We start from the raw sequence: 14,289 nt of genomic DNA on the forward strand, positions 1-14,289 counted from the left end.
GGACTGCAGAGCCTGCTCGTAGCCAGTCCCGCCTCTCCGCGATTCACAGCGGTGGTCGCGTCCGGGATCGATCTCACGTTCGGCGGCTTCTTGTGGCTGGGTTGCGTCACGGTCCCCTGAGGTGCCGTTGAGCAGAACTGGAGTTGACTCGTAACTGCTCATGCGCCCCTCTTCCCGCGTGGCAGGCCCAGGCCCTGGGTGGCGACCATGTCGCGCAGGACCTCGTTCACGCCGCCGCCGAAGGTGTTGACCACGCTCTGCCGGGAGAGCTGCTCGACCTGCCCGCCGAGCACGGCTTCCGGGGACTCGGGCCGGATCCGCCCGGCCGCGCCGAGCACCTGGGTCAGGGTGCGCTGCACGTCGATGTGGGTCTCGGTGCCGTACACCTTCGCCGCGCCCGCCGTCGCACCGGTCAGCGCGCCCTCCGCGACCGCCGTGGTCATCTTCCAGTTCATCAGCCGCATCGCCTCCAGCTTCGCGAAGGCGCGGGCCATTTCGGTTCGCACCCACGGCTTTTCGAGGACTCCGCTGCTCCTGGCCCACTCCAGCACCTGTTCCCAGAGCTGGATCGTGCGGCCGCCGAGCGCCGCCAGGCCGATCCGCTCGTGGTTGAGCTGAGCGGTGATCAGGCGCCAGCCGCCGTCGACCGCGCCGACGACGTGGTCGAGCGGCACGCGGACGTCGCTGTAGTAGGTGGCCGTGACGGACAGGCCGCCGACGGTCTCGATGGGACTCCAGGAGAAGCCCTCGGCACCGGTGGGCACGATCAGGATGGAGATGCCGCGGTGCTTGGGCGCTTGCGGGTCCGTGCGGGCCGCGAGCCAGATGTGATCGGCGGTGTTGGCGCCCGAGGTGAAGATCTTCTGCCCGTTCACCACGAACTCGTCCCCGTCGCGCACCGCTCTGGTGGTGAGCGAGGCGAGGTCGGTGCCCGCGTCGGGTTCGGTGTAGCCGATGGCGAAGACGACATCACCGCTGAGGATTCCGGGCAGGTAGGCCCGCTTCTGCTCCTCGGTGCCGTGCTCCATGAGGGTGGGGCCGACGGTGTTCACCGTGACGAACGGGAACGGCAGCCCGGCGCGCTGGACCTCGTCGAAGAAGACGTACTGCTCCTCGACCGACCGGCCCTGCCCGCCGTACTCGCGCGGCCAGCCGATGCCCAGCCAGCCGTCGCGGCCGAGCACCTTGACGACCTCCCGGAACCGGGAGCCGCCGACGCCCTCCTCCCCCGCCCGCCTGCGTTCGTCCGGCGGGAGCAGCCCGGCGAAGTAGTCGCGCAGCTCCTGCCGGAGCCGCTGCTGCTCGGGCGTCTCGCGCAAGTCCATCGGAGTCCTCTCGTGGTCGCGCCGGTCAGGGCAGGAAGCGCAACCGGCCGTTGGCGGCGAACTGCTCTCGCAGCTCCCGCTTGTCCTGCTCGGTCATCGGCGCGTACGACGGCGCTCCGCGGCCCGGCCACCAGTGCACCTCGTCGCTCGTGCGCCAGCCGTCGGCCTGCATCTCCTTCTTGCGCAGCTTGTTCGACCCGGTGGTGGGCAGCTGCCGGGACACCCGCACGTAGCGCGGGATCCCCTTGGGGCCCAGGTCGTCCTGCGCGGCGAGGAAGTCCGGCAGGTGCAGGTCCTCGAACCGGGCGCGGGTCTCGACGGCCGCCATCACCTGGTCGCCCGAGCGCGGGTCGGGCACCGCGAAGACCGCGGCGGCGAGGACGTCCGGGTGCCGTCGCAGGATCCGCTCGGTCAGTAGCGCGGAGATGTTCTCGCCGTCGACCCGGATCCAGTCGCCCGACCGGCCCGCGAAGTAGAGGTGACCGTTGCTGTCGAGGTAGCCGAGGTCACCGGTCCAGTACCAGCCGTGGCGGACGCGTTCGGCGTTGGCCGCCGGGTTCTTGTAGTAGCCCTCGAACTTCGCCGCGCCTTCGGTGTTGACGAGCTCGCCGATGGCCTCCTCGGCGTTGCGCACCCGGCCGTGCTCGTCGAGATCCGCGGGCGGGCACTGCTCGCGGGTCTCCGGGTCGACGACGCGCACTCCCGCGTGCGCCGGAACGCCCAGCGCGGAAGGCGGTCCGGCCGGTGCCTGGTCGATCATCCCGGCGCCTTCGCTCGACCCGTAGCCCTCGTAGAGCTTCGCGCCGAAGCGGCGCTGGAACTCGGCCCGGTCCTCGGGCGAGGCCTCGGTGCCGAACCCGTGCGTGAGCGTGTTGTCGGCGTCGTCCGGTCGTTCCGGCTGGCCGAGCAGGTAGCCGATCGCCTTGCCGACGTAGGTGAAGTACGTCGCGCCGTAGTGCCGCACGTCCGGCAGGAACCCGGATGCGGTGAACTTCGGCGCCAGCGCCACGCAGGCGCCCGCGAGCAGCGCCGGTGCCCACAGCGCCATCAGCGCGTTGCCGTGGAACAACGGCATGCAGCAGTAGCAGACGTCGTCGCGGCCGATGTGGTACTTCGCGGTGTTCTGCCGCGCGAGCCCGACCAGGCGCCCTTGGGAGCAGATCGCGGCCTTCGACGCCCCCGTCGTGCCGGAGGTGAACAGCAGCAGCATGCGGGTCTCCGCGCTGATCGACGGATCGCGCACGGGATCGACGGGCGTGAGCTGTTCGGCGTGCTCCGGCGAGTCCACCAGCAGGAAGCGGTCCCGCGGCACGCCGACGTCGAGGCCGTCGAGCAGCTCCAGGCCCGCCGCATCGGTCACCAGCAGCTGGAGGTCGGTGTGGCGCACCTCGGCTTCCAGGTAGGCGCCGCGGCGGGTGGGGTTGATGCCCACGACCGTCGCTCCGGTGAGCGCGGCGGCTCCCAGCCAGAGGACGAACTCCGGGACGTTGTCCAGGAGAACGCCCACGTGGAACGGGCGGTCGTCATCGCGCAGCCGCCGCAGCCGGGCGGCGCGGGCCGCGCTGTCGCGGACCACTTCGTCCCAGCTCCAGGTCCGCTCGCGGGAGCGCAGCCCCGGCCGGTGGTCGCCCAGCCGGTCCAGCAGCAGGTCGGCGATCGTCTCGCTGCTCATCAGGAGACGTAGCCCGCGTCGGTGCCCCAGGTCTGCGACCGGGGGCTGCTGCGGTCGACCAGAACGCATCGCGCGCCGGTGAAGTTCGTCGGCATGCAGCGGTTGTTGTGGTTGCACAGCGAGCGCACGCCCGGGTCCGCTTCGATGCGGTTGATCAGGTCCGGTTCGCGGAGCAGGGCCCGCGCCATCGCCACGAACTCGAAGCCCTCGGCCATCCCTCGATCCATCACCGCCTTGTTCGTGATGCCGCCGAGCAGGATCATCGGCAGCTTCACCGCCGCCCGGATCTGCCGGGCGTCGTCGAGCAGGTAGCCGTCCTGGTACGGGTATTCGCGCAGCATCGTGCGGCCCAGCAGCTTCACCCCCAGCTTGATCGGCTGCGGCATCACCTCGGCGAAGGCGTCCAGCGGCGCATCGCCCTTGAACAGGTACATGGGGTTGCTCAGCGAGCTGCCCGCCGTCATCTCCAGGGCATCGACCGAACCGTCGGACTCCAGCCACTGCGCCACCGCGATCGCCTCGTCGAGCCAGAAGCCGCCCGGCACGCCGTCGTCCATGTTCAGCTTGGTGATGATGGCGATCCGGTCGCCGACCGCCTCCCGCACCGCCAGCGCGATCTCCCGCGCCAGGCGCGCCCGGTTCTCCAGGCCGCCGCCGTAGGAATCGTCGCGGTGGTTGAGCTTCGGGCTCAGGAACGAGCTGGCCAGGTAGTTGTGCCCCAGGTGCACCTCGACCGCGTCGAACCCCGCATCGATCGCCATCCGCGCCGCTCTCGCGTGGTCCTGCACGACGCGGCGCAGGTCGCCGAGGGTCGCTTCCCGCGCGAAGCTGAGCGTGGTCTTGTGGAAGTGCCTGCTCGGCGCGAGCGCCGGTGCCCCGTTGGCCTTGGGGTTGGCCACCGGGCCGCCGTGCCCGATCTGCGCCGCCGCGGCAGCGCCCTGGTCGTGCACGGCTTCGGTGAGCTTGCGCAGGCCCGGCATGGCTTCGGGCGTCCACAGGATCTGGTGCCGGTCGGTGCGGCCTTCCGGCGACACCGCGCAGTAGGCGACCGTCGTCATGCCCACCCCGCCCGCCGCGTGCCGGACGTGGAAGTCGACCAGGTCCTGGGTGACCTTGCCCCGGTGGCTGAGGCCCTCGTAGGTGGCGGCCTTGATCGTCCGGTTGCGCAAGGTCAGCGGGCCGATCTTCCCAGGGCTGAAGACGTCCGGGACGGGTTGGGTGGTGGTCACGAGCACTCCTGTTCCGCTGGGTTGCCGCGAAGGTAGGGCGATCCGGCGGCGCTGCACCGCGCCGGTCCCGCTCATCGGGAGGTCAGCCGAAGAAGGCCTGCCCGCCGTCCAGCGGCACGGTGGCCCCGGTCAGGTAGCCGAGGTCCGGGCCGACCAGGGCGACGACGGCGCGCCCGATGTCGGCCTCGCAGTCACCGATGCGGCCCAGCGGGATGGACGCGACGAACTCGGCGGCCTCCTCCGGGTTGTGCTCGGTCCAGGCCTTGAGCCCCGGCGACAGGGCGTGCGGTGCGATCGCGTTCACCCGGATCCCGTCCCGGCCCCACTCCGCCGCCGCGGTCCTGGTCAGCGACTTCAGCGCCTGCTTGGCCGCGGCGTAGGCGCCGTAGGTCGAGGTGTCCCACCGCACCATCGCGGAGGTCACCAGGTTGATGATCGAGCCGCCGCGGGCCTTCAGGTGCGGGTGGCACGCCTTCATGAACGCGAACGCGGCGAACGGCGCGGTGCGGAAACCTCGCTGGAAGTCCTCATCGCTCATGCTCAGCAGCGGGCCGTAAGCCCCGGTGTAGGCGTTGTTGACCAGGACGTCGATGCCGCCCAGCGCACCCACGACCTGCTCGACCACGGCTGGCACGGCGCCGGTGTCGGCCACGTCGACCGGGAACGGCTCGGCCCGGCCGCCGCGTTCCCGGATCAGCTCGCAGGTGGCGTTGAGCTTCGCCTCGGTGCGCCCCGCCACCGCCACCGCCACCCCCTCCCCGGCCAGCGCGAGCGCGATGCCCTGCCCGACGCCCTGCCCTGCTCCCGTGATCAGCGCGACCTTGCCCCGCATGCAGCACCTCCCGATCGCCGTGCGCTTCCCGTCCGCCCGCAACAGTGGTGTGATCGCGGGAACGCCGAGCGCGCTGTCCCGCTCAGCGGGAACGCGGCCGAGCGCGGGTCCCGATGAACGGAAACGGACGCCGCTCGCCGCCGTCCGGTGCCGCACGCTGTGCCGCGCAGATTCCCGGCCAGCAGCAGGAGGAACGCCAGCACATGAGCACGATCGATCCGGGCACCGCCGCCCCCGCTCTGACCGGCCCCGGTGGCGAATTCGAACTCGTGGAGCAGGACGTGCTCGGCACCCGGCTCCCGGTGTTCCGCAACCGCGCGAGGTCGCTGGCCGAGCTCGTCACCGCCTCCGCCCGCCACGGCGACCGCGACTACATCGTGACCGCGGACCGGAGGATCTCCTTCCGCCAGCACGCCGACCAGGTCGCCGCGCTGGCCACGGCGCTGCGCGAGGAGTACGGCGTCGGCAAGGGCGACCGGGTCGCGATCGCGGCCGCCAACGCACCGGAGTGGATCCTCGCGTTCTGGGCGGCGATGTCCGTCGGTGCCGTCGCGGTCGGCTGCAACGCCTGGTGGTCGGCCCGCGAGCTCGACCACGGCGTGCGGCTGACCGAACCGGCCCTGATCGTCGCCGACGCCAAGCGAGCCGCGCTGCTGACCGGCTCGCCCGTTGCGCTGCTCCCGCTGGAGCAGGTCGACGAGCTGGCCCAGCGGTACGCGAGGGCACCGATGCCCGCCGTGGACGTCGCCGAGGACGATCCCGCGATCATCCTGTTCACCAGCGGAACCTCCGGACGCCCCAAAGGCGCGGTCCACTCGCACCGCAACGTGTGCTCGGTCGTCGAGTACCACCGCATGAACGACGCCCTCGCCGCGGCCCACGGCGATCCGATCGACCCGCGAAACCGGCGGTACCTGCTGGCGCTGCCCCTCTTCCACATCGCCTGCCTGCACAACCTCGCCGTGCCGCGGCTGGCCACCGGCAGCACCGTGGTCATGCACCAGGGCGCTTTCGACGTGGACCGGGTGCTGGGCCTGGTGGCGCGCGAGCGGGTGACCAACTGGGGTGCCGTGCCGACCCAGGCGCACCGGATCCTCGAGCACGGCGACATCTCGCAGTACGACCTGTCGTCGCTCACCACCTTCTCGCTGGCCTCCGCACCGTCGTCGGCCGCGTTCAAGCAGCGGCTGCGGGAGCGGCTGCCGGTGGCGGAGAAGTCCCTGGTGGACAGCTACGGGATGACCGAGACGTGCACCGCGCTCACCGCGGCATCACCCGCCGACCTGGCAGAAGCCCCGGAGACGCTCGGACGACCGATCGCGGGTGTGCAGCTGGAGATCCGCGATCCGCTCGGCACACCCCTGCCCGACGGTGAGGAGGGCGAGGTGTGCGTCCGCAGCGCCTACAACATGCTCGGCTACTGGAACGACCCGCGGGCCACCGCCGACACCGTCCGCGAAGACCGCTGGCTGCACACCGGTGACATCGGCGTCGTCGAGCAGGGCAGGCTCCGGCTGAGCAGCCGCCGCTCGGACCTGATCATCCGCGGCGGGGAGAACGTCTACCCCGCGGAGGTCGAGGGCGTGCTCGCCGAGCACCCCGAGGTCCAGGAGTGCGCCGTGCTGGGCGTCCCCCACTCGGACCTCGGCCAGGAGGTGTTCGCGGTCGTGGTCATCGCAACCGGGAGCGCCCTCACCGAGCAGCAGCTGCACGACTACGCCCGGGAGCAGCTCGCGCACTTCAAAGTCCCGTCCCGGTGGCGGATCACGCAGGACCCGCTCCCCCGCAACGCCACCGGCAAGGTGATCCGGACCGAGGTCCGCACCACCGGCTGATGCCGCCTCCCGCTCACGCGTCTTCCCGCCCGGGCAGGGCGTCGAGCACCGGGTTGGTGAGGTGCTGGTAGATGATCGAGGTGCGGAAGCTGACGATCTCGCGGCGGTTGGTGAACTGGTCCAGCAGGAAGGCGTGCAGGTGGTCGATGTCCTGGGCCGTGACGTGGACGAGGAAGTCGTCGCTGCCGGCCATCGTGTAGACGGAGACGACTTCGGGCAGCTGCGTCACCGACTGCTCGAAGGCGGTGACGACGTCCCGGCGCAGCGGCCGGACCTGGGTGAACACCATCGCCTGGACCGAGCGGTTGAGCGCGCGCAACGACACCTCGGCCCGGTACCCGCGGATGATGCCGCGCTTGTGCAGGAGCCTGGTGCGTTCGAGGCAGGTGGACGGTGCGATGCCGAGCTTCTCGGCGAGGGCCCGGTTGGACTGCCGGCCATCTGCCTGCAGATGGCGCACGATCGCCGAATCAAGTTCATCCACGACTACCCCCCGAACTCGGCCGCTGAATTTCATTCGGCGCAGAGCCGAATGCTCCGCACATCAGCCTAGCTTCAGAGGCATGAGCCGAGCATTCGCGCACCAAGAGGTCGTCGTGCGGCGCGGCAGCCGCTCCGAGCTGCCCCTGATCGTCGCCGTCCACTCCCGGGAACTGGGACCGGCAGCCGGCGGCTGCCGACTGCGCCGCTACGACACCTGGCAGGACGGACTGGCCGATGCGCTGCGCCTGTCGGAGGCCATGACGTACAAGGCCGCGGTGGCCGGGCTCGACTTCGGAGGCGGCAAGAGCGTGATCGCCCTCGACCGGGAAACCGAGCTCACCGCGGACCTGCGGCAAGCGGCGCTCGAGGACTTGGGCGAGCTGGTCGCTTCCTTCCAGGGGTCGTACCGCGCGGGCCCCGACGTCGGCACGGGTCCGGAGGACATGGCGGTGCTGCGGCGCTTCTCGCCGCACGCCTACTGCGCGCCCGAGGAGCACGGCGGGATCGGCAGTTCCGGCGGCCCCACCGCCACCGGTGTCCTCGCTGCCCTGCGCGCCGGCGCCCGGCACGTGTTCGGCGACGCCTCCTGCACCGGCCGAAGGGTGATCATCAGCGGATTCGGTTCGGTCGGCAGCGGTATCGCAGCGGGCCTGGCCGCCGAGGGAGCGCACGTCGCGGTGTCGGACGTCGACCAGTCCCGCAAAGACGTCGCGCTGGCCAGCGGCTACGGATGGGTCGAACCCGAGCAGGCCCTGTCCGCACCGGCCGACGTCCTCGTCCCGGCCGCCATCGGCGGCGTGCTCAGCGAGTCGACGGTCCCCCGGCTCACCGCCCCGCTGATCGTCGGCCCGGCGAACAACCAGCTCACCGAGGACTCCGTCGCGGACGCCCTCGCGGACCGAGGCATCGTCTGGATCCCCGACTACGTCGCCAGCGCGGGCGGCGTCGTCTACGTGCTCAGCCGGGAAGCGGAGGGCTACAGCCACGAAGCCGCCCACGAGCGAGTGGAAACCATCGGCGAAACAGTGACCCAAGTCCTCGACCTAGCGCGCTCGACCGGCACCACACCGCTCCGAACCGCCCAGCAGATCGCCGAGCACCGCCTCACCACCGCCCCCACCCACAACGCCTGATCGCCACCGCGAGTCGATCACGACGCGAAGCGGTCGCACCCAGGTGAAGGGCACCTTCCACCAACATACTCGGCGAAAGGTGCCCTTCACCCCTCACCCGAACAGGGGTCGTGAGCGCGAAACAGGGCTCCAGCACCACTTCCCACTCACGACCACACTCACCGCTCGAACCGCCCGGCCTTCACAGCGCCGAGGAAAGCAGCGACGTCAACCGCGAGGCGCGGTCCGTCGGGGTCCTTCGAGTCGCGGATCAAGCCGCGCGGGTTGGATAACTCCACGCAGTTTCCGTTCAGGTTGGAGTAGCTGGACTTCTGCCACTTGCGGGTGTTCATTTCTCCTCCAGGCTGGAGATCGTCTGGGCGATCAGATCCCGGGATTCCACCTCACCCATCGCGATGCGGCCGATCCATCCGACTGCCTTCTTGTACTCAGCCACGTCGTGCTCGGTGGGGATGAACGCTCCCGAGCTGTGGTGTTCGAAGTGAACGACCGGCGAGGTGTTCGTGAACTCGTAGAGCACGAAGGGACCTGACCAGCCCGGGTGCCATCCGATCCGCAACGGGACGAACTGCACGACGACATTCGGGAGCTTCGCCATCTCCGCCAGGTGCCTGAGCTGGTCGAGCATCACGCCCTCTGGACCAATCGGCTCGTGCAGTGCGGGTTCACCGATCATCGCGTGCAGCTGAAGGGGTTCTCGGCCGGTGAGCACTTCACGGCGACTTGCGCCGAGCATGACTCTCAGCTCGACATCAGTCTGCGGCAAACCACCCGTTTCCTTGATCGCTCGGGTGTAGTCCGAGGTTTGAAGCAGGCCTGGGATCACCATCGGGGACCACTCGACGATGGATGTGGCCGAGCGCTCGCACTCGACCACGCCCGCCAGCTGCTGGGGAATGCCGTTCATGCCGACCGTGAGCCAGTTCGGTTCGGCCACGTTCCGCGCCAGATCCAAGATTCTCTCGCGTTCGCGCGGTGAAATTCGCAGCGCGGTGAGGATCATCGCGACGTTCTCGACGTTGGGTACGCGGTGGCCGTTCTCCCAGTGCGAGATCTGGGTGTGCGACAGCTCCAGATGTCTTGCCAGCTCGCGTGATCCCATGCCGTTCGTCAGCCGGGCTTCGCGGAGAGCTGCCGACAGTGCCCTGGCACGCGGCGCACCTGCGGTTGCGGGCATGCACCACATCCTATCGGTTGACCTGCGCAAACAGACCACCCGATTAGATCACTGGTGGTGCACCTCGGCAACCAACCACGCTGGTGTCTACGCAACCAGTGCGATCAATCAGAACCAGGGAGGCAGCGGATGTTCGGTGTTGAGAGTTGGCCTCGGTGGTTGCCTTCGCCGGGGTTGCGGTCGTTGGAGACGCACTTCGTCGATCGGCCTGGTGGGAGCGGGGCTTGTGGGGCCGTCGTGATGTGGGCCGCCGTGGGGCATCCGACCACCACTCGGCCGCGCTGCTGGGTCTGCCAGCGGGCTTCCTCGGGTGTTCCGGTCCGCAGCGCTCGGCGCGGGCCTGCGGGGCTTCGCGGTCAGGGGTGCGTCAAGCGGTCCGGTCGTTGAGAATCCACTTCGGACGATTGGAGGGTGCATCGTGTTCTGGCTTCAGCTGGGGACTCTCGTTGCTATCAACGTCATCATCTTCGCGATGCTGCTCTTACCGTCGTCCCACCGGCAGCACGGGGCTTCCGGCGATGCTTCCCACGACGTGTGGCGGTTGATCGGCGACGTCGAGGCCGAACGCGCCGCCGAGTACACCGGCCGCCACCGGCTGCGCGAATGGCCCGGTGACACCGCGCCGCTGCCCGACTCCGGGCGACAGAAGACCTCCTGACCGGGCCGGTGCGTCGACTCCCTCCCCGACAGCGCGCCGGTCCTCCCGGTAGCCGGGCTCTGCCCCGACCCGGCCCGGCTACCGGGCCCCGTCCTCGAAAAGCTCACGGCCCCCGGGGCCAGGCGTGAACCGAGGGCCTCCGCTCCCGCGAAGACCCTCAGTCCGGGACGCCTGCTCGAGTTCAACGAGCGTCTTTCGCACTTCTGAACTCCGCCCTGCTCCTCAGGATCTGGCGGGTCTCAGGACTACGAACGTCCTGGCGTTGGACGATGCATCCCATTCGGGGCCACCTCTGCAGCCCCCGGCTGACCGAGCTCTCAGTCGTTCAACCGCACTTTCAGTAGACACCCGTTCGACCAGCGCGTCAATGGACACATGGCCTCTGAGCTGCACAAATCCAACTTTCTCCGGCGCGGCCGAAGCGCGTTGCCCGCGTTCGGCCCCACGCGGTCACCGGGTCTCCTCCTGCCACACCGGTTCGGCCGACTCGCGGACTCGGCCGTCGGCGTGGAAGACCAGGAAGCGGTCGAAGGAGCGGGCGAACCAGCGGTCGTGGGTCACCGCGACCACCGTTCCGTCGAACTCGTCCAGGCCTACTTGCAGGGCGTCCGCCGAGACCAGGTCCAGGTTGTCGGTGGGCTCGTCGAGCAGCAGGAGGTTCGCGCCTTCCAGCTCCAGGAGCAGGATCTGGAACCGCGCCTGCTGGCCGCCGGAGAGCGTGTCGAACGGCCGCTGGGCCGCTTGCACGATGTCGTAGCGGGCGAGCAGGCGGCTGGCCTGCTCGCGGGTCATGCCCGAGCGGCGTTCTCCGCCGCCCATCAGCAGTTCCAGCAGCGTGCGCCCGGCGAACTCCGGGTGCTCGTGGGTCTGCGCGAACATGCCCGGCACCACGCGCGCGCCCAGGCGCGCGAGGCCGGTGTGCGCCACCGGGGTCAGCGCTTCCTGGTCCGGCACCGCGACGTCGTCGCTGCCGCCGCGGGCCAGCAGCCGCAGGAAGTGCGACTTGCCGGTGCCGTTGGCGCCCAGCACCGCGATGCGCTCGCCGTAGCGGATCTCGCTGGTGAACGACTTGGTCAGCCCGTCCATCGCCAGGTCCTCGCAGACGACCGCGCGCTTGCCGGTGCGCCCGCCCGCGAGCTTGACCTGCACCCGCTGCTCGCGCGGCACCGCTTCCGGCGGGCCCGCCTCCTCGAACTTGCGCAGCCTGGTCTGCGCCGCTTGGTAGCGGGCGGACATGCCGTCGTTGTACGAGGCCTTCTGCTTGAGCGTCTGGACCAGCCGCACCAGCTTCGCCCGGTCCTCGTCCCAGCGGCGGCGGAGTTCGTCCAACCTGGACGTCCGGTCCTCGCGCGCCTGGTCGTAGGTGGCGAAACCTCCGCCGTGCACCCAGGTCCGGTTGCCCACCGCGCCCAGCTCGACCGTCACGATCCGGTTCGCCGTGCGGTGCAGCAGTTCCCGGTCGTGGGTCACGAACAGCACGCTCTTCGGCGTGTCCCGGATCTGCTCCTCCAGCCACTGCTTGCCCGGCACGTCGAGGTAGTTGTCCGGCTCGTCGAGCAGCAGCACCTGGTCCGGGCCGCGCAGCAGCGCCTCCAGCGCAAGCCGCTTCTGCTGGCCGCCGGAGAGCTTGCGCAGCTCGCGGAAGCGCGCCCGGTCGTAGGGCACGCCGATCGCGGCGGTGCAGCAGACGTCCCAGAGCACCTCCGCGTCGTAGCCGCCCGCGTCGGTGTACTCCGCGATCGCCTCGGCGTAGGCCAGCTGCGTCGCGTCGTCGTCCTGCTCGATGAGCCGGTTCTCGGTCCGCTCCAGCTTCTCCGCCGCCGCGCGCAGCCTCGGCGGGGCCAGCGAGACCAGCAGGTCCCGCACCGTTGACTCGTCGCGGGCGTGGCCGATGAACTGGCGCATCACGCCGAGCCCGCCGGAGCGGACGATGCTGCCCTCGGTCGGCGCGAGGTCACCGGACACCAGGCGCAGCAGCGTCGTCTTGCCCGCGCCGTTCGGGCCGACCAGCGCGGCCTTCGCGCCGTCGCCCACCCGGAACGAGACGTCGTCGAGCAGCACCCGCCCGTCCGGCAGGACGTAGTGCACCTTCTGCACCTCAACGTGCCCCATGGCAGTCGTTCCCCCTAGTTCCGCAGAAGTTCGTCAGGTCATTCCGGGATCAGCGCGGTGATGTGGCGGCGCAGCACGTCCGACGTGACCGTGATGTCTTGCGCCCCGTGCGGGTACACCAGGTCGAAGGTCAGCCCGCCGATCAGCGCGGTGAGCCGCTCCGCCTCCAGTTCGGCATCCGGAACGCGGGCGACCGCCAGCACTTCCCGGAACACCGTCCGGAGATCGGCGCCCATCCGCGTGGACAGCGACCGGAACTCCGGGTGCAGCCGGGCCGCGGTGATCAGCTCGACCAGCACGATCAGCTCCGCCCGGCCGCTGCGGTCCAGCGGCAGCACCGCGTGGCACGCCGCCTCCACCAGCTCGCGCCGCCCGGCCGCGTCCAGCTCGGCATCCGCCGCGGGCAGCGCGGCGTTGAGCCGCCGCTCCATGCGCGCGCCGACCTCCTCCGCTGCGGCGACCATGAGGCCCTCGTGGTTGCCGAAGTAGTGCCGCACCGAACCGATGTTGATCCCCGACTCGTCGGCGACCTTGCGCAGCGAAGCCTCCGCGACGCCGCCCCGGGCGACGAGCCGGAACACGGCGTCGACGATCCGCTTCCTCGGCGAACTGGCGGCTGACGAGCTCATGCAGCGGAAGCTATCACGCCCGTGATAGTCGCCGCGAACCATTTTCCGGCCGGTATCCGCCCAGGTCGCAGCTACCAGAGGTCGCCTTCGCGGTAGTCGCAGGTGATCTCGCCGGTGAGGTCCAGCGGCACGTCCACCGGCAGGACGAAGACGCCGCCGTCCTCCTCCGGCGTTCGCTCGACACCGGCCGGTGTCAGCGCCGAGGTCGGGCCCTGCCAGCGCTGCCAGCCGCGGCTCTCGTACATCGCCGCCCCCACATCGCTCGCGCCCAACGCCCCGAGGTCGTAGGCGCCGCGGACGACGCGCTCGATCTCCGCCATCATCAGGCCACCGATCCCCCGGCGGCGGTGGTCGCCGTGGACCGCGACCGCTTCGACGTAACCGGCCCGCAGCGCCCGGCCGCCGTGCACCAGCTGCCGCTGGACCACCGAGGCGTGCCCGATCAGTTCCGCGCCTTCCCGCGCCAGCACGTGGATTCCGCCCAGGCAGTGGTCCCAGTCCTGCTCGGGCATCTCCTCGAAGACGTCCCAGAGCAGGGTCCGGACGGCCTTGGTCGTGATGGGGTCGAGGTCTGCGGTGTGCGCGGCGCGGATGTCGGTCATGCGGACCACCCTGGCAGCGCCAGCCCGCACCCGCGACCGATTTCCGCGCCGCCGGGTTCATCGCCGGACCTGACCCCAGGCCCCTCGGGTGGAGATCGAAACGACGATCAGGACCAGCGCCAGGACACCCGCACCCGCATCGGTGACCAGGGACGGCAGCACTCCCACCACGCCGAAGGTCTCCCGCGCCGCGGTGAACATCGCGGGCGGCACCATCACCACACCAGCCGCTTGGGTCGCGTTCACCGCCAGCACCACCCAGAACAGCCAGCGGGACGGCCGCCGCCGCAGCGCCAGGACGCCCAGCGCGTTGCCGATCACGTACAGGCAGCCCACCGCCCGGAACCCGAGCAGGAACCCCGGCACTTGCTCGGCCGCGGATTCCGGTGCCACCCCGGCCAGTTCCATCATCTGGCGCAGGGTCTGCTCGTTGACGACGAGGAACCCGTGCACCGCGGTGCCGATGGTGAAGATCACCGATGCCAGGCCGGTCAGCACGAGCAGCGGTGCGGTCCACGGACCCGGTCGCAGGGCAGGTCTGTCAGCGGCGAGTGCGGTCAACGGATTACCTCCCGGTGGGTTCGAGCAGATCGGAACCGATC

14 protein-coding genes are annotated in these 14,289 nt (G+C 70.4%); 3 read left to right on the plus strand and 11 right to left on the minus strand.

Annotated features, from left to right (window positions below):
* Positions 1–158 precede the first annotated feature (158 nt).
* The 4 genes from OU416_RS10465 to OU416_RS10480 all read right to left on the minus strand — a co-directional run bounded on the left by OU416_RS10465 (position 159) and on the right by OU416_RS10480 (position 5,058).
* Positions 159–1,325: an acyl-CoA dehydrogenase family protein gene (locus OU416_RS10465; protein ID WP_270926679.1), complete on the minus strand. Its 1,167-nt coding sequence runs from the start codon at positions 1,323–1,325 to the stop codon at positions 159–161.
* A gap of 25 nt (positions 1,326–1,350) precedes the next feature.
* Positions 1,351–2,997: an AMP-binding protein gene (locus OU416_RS10470; protein ID WP_270926680.1), complete on the minus strand. Its 1,647-nt coding sequence runs from the start codon at positions 2,995–2,997 to the stop codon at positions 1,351–1,353.
* Positions 2,997–4,226: an NADH:flavin oxidoreductase gene (locus tag OU416_RS10475; RefSeq protein WP_270926681.1), complete on the minus strand. Its 1,230-nt coding sequence runs from the start codon at positions 4,224–4,226 to the stop codon at positions 2,997–2,999. The genes OU416_RS10470 and OU416_RS10475 overlap by 1 nt, the downstream gene beginning before the upstream one ends.
* 82 nt (positions 4,227–4,308) lie before the next feature.
* Positions 4,309–5,058, minus strand: a complete 750-nt coding sequence (locus OU416_RS10480; RefSeq protein ID WP_270926682.1) for an SDR family NAD(P)-dependent oxidoreductase — start codon at positions 5,056–5,058, stop codon at positions 4,309–4,311.
* A gap of 203 nt (positions 5,059–5,261) precedes the next feature.
* Here OU416_RS10480 and OU416_RS10485 point away from each other — a divergent pair, with 203 nt between their 5' ends.
* Positions 5,262–6,893, plus strand: a complete 1,632-nt coding sequence (locus OU416_RS10485) for a class I adenylate-forming enzyme family protein (protein WP_270926683.1) — start codon at positions 5,262–5,264, stop codon at positions 6,891–6,893.
* A gap of 13 nt (positions 6,894–6,906) precedes the next feature.
* On the opposite strand, the gene OU416_RS10490 is transcribed toward OU416_RS10485, so the two are convergent.
* Positions 6,907–7,377 (minus strand): Lrp/AsnC family transcriptional regulator, encoded by a 471-nt coding sequence (locus OU416_RS10490; protein WP_270926684.1) that lies wholly within the window; start codon positions 7,375–7,377, stop codon positions 6,907–6,909.
* A 79-nt stretch (positions 7,378–7,456) separates the two neighbouring features.
* Here OU416_RS10490 and OU416_RS10495 point away from each other — a divergent pair, with 79 nt between their 5' ends.
* Positions 7,457–8,509, plus strand: a complete 1,053-nt coding sequence (locus tag OU416_RS10495; RefSeq protein WP_270926685.1) for a Glu/Leu/Phe/Val dehydrogenase family protein — start codon at positions 7,457–7,459, stop codon at positions 8,507–8,509.
* 158 nt (positions 8,510–8,667) lie between these two features.
* Here the strand turns inward: OU416_RS10495 and OU416_RS10500 are convergent, their stop codons facing one another.
* Positions 8,668–8,841: a DUF397 domain-containing protein gene (locus OU416_RS10500; RefSeq protein WP_270926686.1), complete on the minus strand. Its 174-nt coding sequence runs from the start codon at positions 8,839–8,841 to the stop codon at positions 8,668–8,670.
* Positions 8,838–9,686: a helix-turn-helix domain-containing protein gene (locus tag OU416_RS10505; protein WP_270926687.1), complete on the minus strand. Its 849-nt coding sequence runs from the start codon at positions 9,684–9,686 to the stop codon at positions 8,838–8,840. The genes OU416_RS10500 and OU416_RS10505 overlap by 4 nt, the downstream gene beginning before the upstream one ends.
* 418 nt (positions 9,687–10,104) lie before the next feature.
* Between OU416_RS10505 and OU416_RS10510 the strand changes: the two genes are divergently transcribed.
* Positions 10,105–10,344: a hypothetical protein gene (locus tag OU416_RS10510; RefSeq protein ID WP_270926688.1), complete on the plus strand. Its 240-nt coding sequence runs from the start codon at positions 10,105–10,107 to the stop codon at positions 10,342–10,344.
* Between the two features lie 450 nt (positions 10,345–10,794).
* Here OU416_RS10510 and OU416_RS10515 read toward each other — a convergent pair whose 3' ends face one another.
* From OU416_RS10515 to OU416_RS10530, 4 genes are all read right to left on the minus strand, one after another.
* Entirely contained in the window at positions 10,795–12,456 is a 1,662-nt protein-coding gene (locus tag OU416_RS10515; RefSeq protein WP_270926689.1) for an ABC-F family ATP-binding cassette domain-containing protein, read from the minus strand.
* 38 nt (positions 12,457–12,494) lie between these two features.
* Complete coding sequence (locus OU416_RS10520) at positions 12,495–13,085, minus strand: TetR/AcrR family transcriptional regulator (RefSeq protein WP_270926690.1); 591 nt, start codon at positions 13,083–13,085, stop codon at positions 12,495–12,497.
* Between the two features lie 71 nt (positions 13,086–13,156).
* Positions 13,157–13,687 carry a GNAT family N-acetyltransferase gene (locus tag OU416_RS10525; RefSeq protein WP_270926691.1) on the minus strand — a complete coding sequence of 177 codons (531 nt, stop codon included), beginning with the start codon at positions 13,685–13,687 and terminating at the stop codon, positions 13,157–13,159.
* A gap of 57 nt (positions 13,688–13,744) precedes the next feature.
* Positions 13,745–14,248, minus strand: coding sequence for a hypothetical protein (locus OU416_RS10530; RefSeq protein WP_270926692.1), 504 nt, complete (start codon positions 14,246–14,248; stop codon positions 13,745–13,747).
* Positions 14,249–14,289 lie beyond the last annotated feature (41 nt).

Source organism: Saccharopolyspora indica (assembly GCF_027853965.1).
Taxonomy (GTDB): Bacteria; Actinomycetota; Actinomycetes; order Mycobacteriales; family Pseudonocardiaceae; genus Saccharopolyspora; species Saccharopolyspora indica.

What these genes read in the sequence shown, in the direction of transcription:
- OU416_RS10520 (WP_270926690.1), bottom strand. Translation starts at nt 13,085, where the DNA reads ATGAGCTCGTCAGCCGCCAGTTCGCCGAGGAAGCGGATCGTCGACGCC.
- OU416_RS10495 (WP_270926685.1), top strand. Translation starts at nt 7,457, where the DNA reads ATGAGCCGAGCATTCGCGCACCAAGAGGTCGTCGTGCGGCGCGGCAGC.
- OU416_RS10485 (WP_270926683.1), top strand. Translation starts at nt 5,262, where the DNA reads ATGAGCACGATCGATCCGGGCACCGCCGCCCCCGCTCTGACCGGCCCC.
- OU416_RS10500 (WP_270926686.1), bottom strand. Translation starts at nt 8,841, where the DNA reads ATGAACACCCGCAAGTGGCAGAAGTCCAGCTACTCCAACCTGAACGGA.
- OU416_RS10465 (WP_270926679.1), bottom strand. Translation starts at nt 1,325, where the DNA reads ATGGACTTGCGCGAGACGCCCGAGCAGCAGCGGCTCCGGCAGGAGCTG.
- OU416_RS10480 (WP_270926682.1), bottom strand. Translation starts at nt 5,058, where the DNA reads ATGCGGGGCAAGGTCGCGCTGATCACGGGAGCAGGGCAGGGCGTCGGG.
- OU416_RS10470 (WP_270926680.1), bottom strand. Translation starts at nt 2,997, where the DNA reads ATGAGCAGCGAGACGATCGCCGACCTGCTGCTGGACCGGCTGGGCGAC.
- OU416_RS10515 (WP_270926689.1), bottom strand. Translation starts at nt 12,456, where the DNA reads ATGGGGCACGTTGAGGTGCAGAAGGTGCACTACGTCCTGCCGGACGGG.
- OU416_RS10505 (WP_270926687.1), bottom strand. Translation starts at nt 9,686, where the DNA reads ATGCCCGCAACCGCAGGTGCGCCGCGTGCCAGGGCACTGTCGGCAGCT.
- OU416_RS10525 (WP_270926691.1), bottom strand. Translation starts at nt 13,687, where the DNA reads ATGACCGACATCCGCGCCGCGCACACCGCAGACCTCGACCCCATCACG.